This window comes from Bifidobacterium sp., assembly GCF_050874245.1.
In the GTDB taxonomy this organism is placed as follows: Bacteria; Actinomycetota; Actinomycetes; order Actinomycetales; family Bifidobacteriaceae; genus Bifidobacterium.
On the sequence record NZ_JBNMKH010000181.1, the window covers coordinates 1 to 1,528 of the forward strand.

The 1,528-nt window shown below is 58.8% G+C and carries 4 protein-coding genes; all 4 read right to left on the minus strand.

What is annotated here, in order from left to right:
- Positions 1 to 460 (minus strand): hypothetical protein (locus ACR0P8_RS09680; protein ID WP_432624844.1); only part of this gene is annotated, 460 nt, incomplete at its 3' end.
- Between the two features lie 76 nt (positions 461 to 536).
- Complete coding sequence (locus tag ACR0P8_RS09685) at positions 537 to 893, minus strand: hypothetical protein (protein WP_432624845.1); 357 nt, start codon at positions 891 to 893, stop codon at positions 537 to 539.
- Positions 890 to 1,060 carry a ribbon-helix-helix domain-containing protein gene (locus tag ACR0P8_RS09690; RefSeq protein ID WP_432624846.1) on the minus strand — a complete coding sequence of 57 codons (171 nt, stop codon included), beginning with the start codon at positions 1,058 to 1,060 and terminating at the stop codon, positions 890 to 892. The genes ACR0P8_RS09685 and ACR0P8_RS09690 overlap by 4 nt, the downstream gene beginning before the upstream one ends.
- A 32-nt stretch (positions 1,061 to 1,092) precedes the next feature.
- A partial coding sequence (locus ACR0P8_RS09695) for a hypothetical protein (protein ID WP_432624847.1) occupies positions 1,093 to 1,528 on the minus strand: 436 nt, incomplete at its 5' end.

Genomic DNA, 1,528 nt, shown 5'->3' on the forward strand with positions numbered 1-1,528 from the left:
CGACGCCATAGTCATGCTCCTCGCAAAAATCCATAAGACGCTTCACCTCGTCAAAACGACCGGCCTGAATCTTGTGATTGCACACCGGGCACACCCACACGGAGCCACAGGACTGCAAGCCGCTGATGCGGGAACCGTGCTCGGCATCCCAATACACGCCCTTGCCGGTAGCCTTGTTGATCTCGAAACCGCACTTTCCCGGCCTGGTGCCACGCAGCACACGCCGCACCGTGCGACGCTGCGCCCACCTGTCCGCGCGCAATTGCGCATAGGTGGCGAAATCGGCGCAGTCGGCAGCCACGTCGAGAGTGGCCGCATAACTTGCATTGCTGTCAAGGGCGGCTTCGCCGCCGTCCTTTTCCTTAGCCTGGAATTGCTCGATGCACTGCCGTACCCAGAGGGACGCCCGATATTCGGGCGTGAATTCCTCCGGTGTGATAGGATGTGTGTTTGAAACCATTTGAAAACCTCACAAAATTTCTGGTTTCGGGTCCTTGGATAGCGTCAACTGTCCAAGGACGTTTTTATTTCTGGGCTTATCGTATCACGTACAGGAGCGTGAAACCGATGGTAAGAAGCAGATAGGCGATGAAAGCGACCAGGGCGGCGCGTTCCAATCCGTAACGCTCCAACCTGCGCATCTCGCCCCATCCGCCAAGGCAGAAGATGGCGGAGAAGGCGGAAAGCCAGATGAAGTCGGTAAGCACCATGCCGTCGGCCAGGATGGTGTCGGATATGGCTGTGGAGAAGAAGCCCAGGGCGCAGAGGATAACGAACACGAGGCCCGCAACCGATTTGACCGTGGCGCCGTTGTCGTGGAGGCTGACGGCCGCGTACGAGATCATGCCGACCGTGACCACGGCGAAAGCGAGGAACATCGTTATGGCGATCATCGGTTGCCGTCCTTCATGCTCTCGCGTTGGTCGAGTGTTTCGGCCAACGCGATTTGAATCCAGGAGCTGCGGGGGACGCCGATACGCGTGCAGTACGCGTCGATGCGTTCGAGTAGTTCCCGGCTGAGGGTCACTTGGATGCGTGCCCGTGTTGTCTTATCTTTCATACCGCCAATTATACACACTATGTGTGTATTTTTCAACGGCGTGTCATGAGCTGCTTGTAATCCAGGCACGAGCACTCAGGGACGCGGCGGCGGCCGCCGCACACGGCGCACCGGCCGGACATGAGGACCGTGCCGATGGTGCTCACCGACGCGAAGGTGTCATAGCAGCATGGCGCGATATGCCGGGCCAAGAGGAACCACTTGGACGCCAGGCAATCGAACTTCCTTTGCGCGCCGTTCAACGTGATCTCGGTGTAATCGCCCGCGTCATAGGTCTGGAACCGAAACAGGCGGTTACGCCGCCATTGGCTGTCGGGGTCCACGACACTGAAAAAACCATGACAGATCGTGACCGTCTTGGTAGTCTCGCGCAGTATCTTGTCGGCACGCGACCAACTAGGGGCCGTCCACCTCAACACCAGGTCACGCTTGCGGAGCTGTTGCAGCATGGTGGCGATCTGCGGAGGC

Bases quoted from the DNA above. Each gene is read 5' to 3' on its own strand.
- ACR0P8_RS09690 (WP_432624846.1), bottom strand. From the start codon at position 1,060: ATGAAAGATAAGACAACACGGGCACGCATCCAAGTGACCCTCAGCCGG.
- ACR0P8_RS09685 (WP_432624845.1), bottom strand. From the start codon at position 893: ATGATCGCCATAACGATGTTCCTCGCTTTCGCCGTGGTCACGGTCGGC.